Here is a 4,004-nt window from a genome sequence, read left to right as displayed (position 1 = left end):
AACATCCGCTGTCGTCACGCAAAACGCAAGGCCCGATTTCCGTCCTTTCATCCACCCCATCCTGGCGCCGGGTTCTGAAGCGGAACTGACTGAGTTCAGCCCCGGGCACCATAAGCACCAGACCGGACTTTATTGGGGTTTTACGCGTGTAAACGGAAGCGGCGCTTCCGCCGATGAATTGAAAAAGTGGTTTTACAATCCGGATAAGCCGGAGAATATCCAGAAAAAGATAGGACGTGACTTTTTCCACAACCCCGACGGGGACCACTGGCAAAGAGTATCCGCGGAAGTGCTGGCCCCTCAAGGGGAATCGGTTAAATGGAAGACCGTATATAACATGCTGGACGACTCGAAAACACAAATATTAAAGGAAACGCAGACCTGGACATTCACTCAAAAGGAAGGGAAGTTTTTATTGAGTTTGGAGTGGGCGGGAGAGGCGCTTACCGACATTACGGTCAACGAATTCGATTACGGCGGACTCTTCTTAAGAATGCCCTGGAAGAAAGGTATTAAAGGAGAGGTAGTAAATGCCGCCCGACAAAAAAATGAAAAGGCGAACGAACAGAGAGCCATGTGGGTAGATGCCGGAATGGAAATGGATGGCCTTGAAGAATGGGGACATATCGCCATTTTCGACCATTCCGATAACCAGGGTTATCCTCAACCTTGGCGGGTGGACGGACAACTTGGCATAGGTCCGGTCTTGGCGAAGTTGGGGGACTGGCAGATCAAAAAAGGGCAAACAAAAATTTTCCAATATCAAATAGTGGCATATTCAGGTGAACTGGACGCCACAAAAATGAACGACCTATGGGGAGATTATGTTGGGGACAAGGGTATGTACAATACGGCATCCCTGTGGGAGATTGCCAAACAGGAAGGCCGGGACGCCAAGTTTTTAAGCCCCAAGGAAGCGGTCGAAGCTATGACCATAAAACAGGGCTACAAGGTAAACGCTTTTGCCTCCGAGCCCATGATAACCCAGCCAATTGCCTTCTGCTGGGACGACAGGGGCAGAATGTGGATCGCCGAGAACAGGGATTATGAAACACGTAGCAAAGGGTTTTCCAATTCCGGTGATAGTCGTATCCTGATTTTGGAGGATACCGATCACGACGGGGTAGCGGATAGAAAAAAGGTCTTTGCGGAGGGCATACCCTTCCCTTCGGCCATTGCCGTTGGCCATGGCGGGGTGTTTGTGGGCGCGCCGCCCAACCTGCTGTTCCTGCCGGACAAAAATGCTGACGACAGGGCAGATGAAAATAACATTAAGGTGCTGTTGACCGGCTGGGGCATCCGTGACCGTCATGAAACGATCAATAGTTTCCACTGGGGCCCCGACGGGTGGCTATATGGCCTCGAAGGGTTCGCCACTCCTTCCAAAATCAGAAAACCAAAGGGAAAGGGCCGTATCTATAAACATAGGGACGCATTCCCTGATGATCTGTTGGAGGCCGATGGAGTAGATGTAAATGGAGGCGTATGGCGGTACCATCCCATAAAGGAGCGCTTTGAAGTGGTGGCCCATGGGTTTAGCAATCCTTGGGGCATCGACTATGATGCCAAGGGGCAATTGTTCATAACGGCCTGCGTGATTCCCCACATGTTCTATGTACAACAGGGCGGTATTTACCACCGTCAGGGCGGCCAACATTTCAATCCTTATGTGTACGAGGACATCAAGACCATTGTGGACCATCGTCACCGGTCGGCGCACGGGGGGGCTAGAATCTATCAGTCCGACGCTTTTCCGGCGGACCAACAGGGACGGTTGTTCATGGCGAACATACACGAACATGGAGTGCTATCGGATATCCTTACGACTAACGGCTCCGGGTTTATCGCAAGTCACGGCGATGATTTTATGATGGCCAACAATGCCCAATTTGTAGGCTTCAGCATGGAAGTGGGCCCCGCAGGTGATCTTTATGTGCTGGATTGGCACGATGCCGATATATGTGGCGACGATGTCCTTAATAAGGATACGGGCAGGGTCTTTAGGATCGCTCCCGAAAAATCCCTGGCCGATAACTGGAAGGGAAGATATGAAGACCTCAATAAAATGACCGATATCGAACTTGCGGAACTGCAACTGAGCAAAAGCAATTGGCATGCACGCCGCGCAAGGGTCATATTACAATACCGGGCAGCTCAAAAGGCTCTTGAGGCCCCGGCGGTATCGAACTTGAACGACCTTTTGATCAACGGGAACAACGAGGACATTCGACTACGTGCGCTCTGGACCCTTTGGATAACGGACAATATCGGTGCGGACAGTCTGGTAAGTCTTTTGGCAGATCATCATGAATATGTACGGGGCTGGGCCGTCAAGTTCCTGGTCGAGGACGGGCAGCCATCAGGGAAAGGGATACAGGCGATGACCGCTTTGGCGAAAAAGGAACGATCGCCCGTGGTCCGTCGCTACTTGGCCGGGGCTTTACAGTGCGTCGATGAAGTCGACCGTTGGGACATGGCATCGTCCCTGGTAAAATACAAAGAGGATGCGGATGATCCCAACATCCCGTTGATGCTCTGGTTCGGGATAGAGCCATTGATCGCCGACCAACCCCAAAAGGCGTTGGCCTTGGCAAAACAAAGCGAAATACCTTCCCTAGTGCGAAAGATAGCGAGACGGTTGGTAGATGGAAATAAAATGGAACCGCTTATTGCAGTATTAGGGGAAAAATCAAATCCGCAAATGGATCTTTTAGACGGAATGCTGGCGGGAATGGAAGGAAATTCGGACCAGAAGGAACCTTCAAATTGGACGACCACTTACAAACGTTTGCAATCCGACCCAGCTCTTTCTTCCAAGGCCGATGAGATCGCGCAAAATTTCGGGAATGCCGAAGTGGCTAAAAAATGGCTCGCCATAATAAACGATTCCGCAGCAAATCCTGAAGACAAGAAAAACGCAATCCAGGGGCTGGCCTCCAAACAAAATCCCGCATTACAAAAAATCATCCCAGAATTATTAGAGGACAAGGATTTACGCTCTGAAGCCATCAAGGCGATAGCGGCCTATGACAGTCAAGATCTTGGAACGGCTTTGTTCCAAAAATATGGTGGCCTTACAGCGAAGGAAAAGGAAGAGGCCTTATTGACCATGGCCTCGAGACCAATGTACGCCCGGTTTTTGGGAAACGCCCTTAAAAATGGTAAGATCCCAAAATCGGATATTCCCGCGCACGCCGTCCTGCAATTGAGGGCCGTTCTGGGCAACGGTTTCGTGGAGATCTGGGGGCCTATCGACGATATATCCCAAACATTACAGATCCAGTACAGGAGATACCAAGGCTTGTTGACCGATGGGGCCGTCGCCAAGGCAAACACGGCCAATGGAAAGGAGATCTTTCAACGCACATGTGCCGCCTGCCATATGCTACACGGCGAAGGCGGCAAGATCGGCCCTGACCTTACCGGGTCCAACCGTACCAATACCGCTTATTTGCTGAACAATATTCTCGATCCCAGCGGGGAGGTTCAGGAAGACTACAAACTGGTGGTAGTAACCACTCAGGACGGTCGTACCTATAGCGGAAACATTATCGGGGAAAACGACAGGAACATCACCTTGCGCGTGGTAGGCCATGAACCTATCAACATCAACAAATCGCAGATACTTACCAGGGACGTTTCCGAAAAATCGATGATGCCGGAAGGTCTGTTGAACAATCTGAACGATGGGGAAGTAATGGATCTGATCGCTTATTTAAAAAAAATGGAGCCGTCATCATAGCTCGCGAACAAACCGTTAATATTGAATGAATTACAAAAAAATAAGATTTGCCATAGTAGCCCTTTTTCGGGGCGCAGTGCGTAACATTTTGCTATAGTTAAGTATATTTTATTACATTAAGATTGATTACCTTTTTTGAATATAGGTCATACTTCAATAATGCAGATATTTTTGCGAAGATTAATTTTTTATCAAACAATCTTTGGTTAAATTGACATTCTATGAAAAATAGAAGCAAATCGGTATCGCGACGTAAATTCCT

General features: G+C 49.3%; 1 protein-coding gene. It reads left to right on the top strand.

Features of this window, described 5'->3' with window-relative positions; translation table 11 throughout:
- Positions 1–3,742 (top strand): PVC-type heme-binding CxxCH protein (locus ACEW8S_RS17430; RefSeq protein WP_373519393.1); only part of this gene is annotated, 3,742 nt, incomplete at its 5' end.
- Positions 3,743–4,004 lie beyond the last annotated feature (262 nt).

It is taken from the genome of Pricia sp., assembly GCF_041745955.1.
Classification (GTDB): Bacteria; Bacteroidota; Bacteroidia; order Flavobacteriales; family Flavobacteriaceae; genus Pricia.
This window is presented reverse-complemented; position numbering and strand designations above follow the sequence as displayed.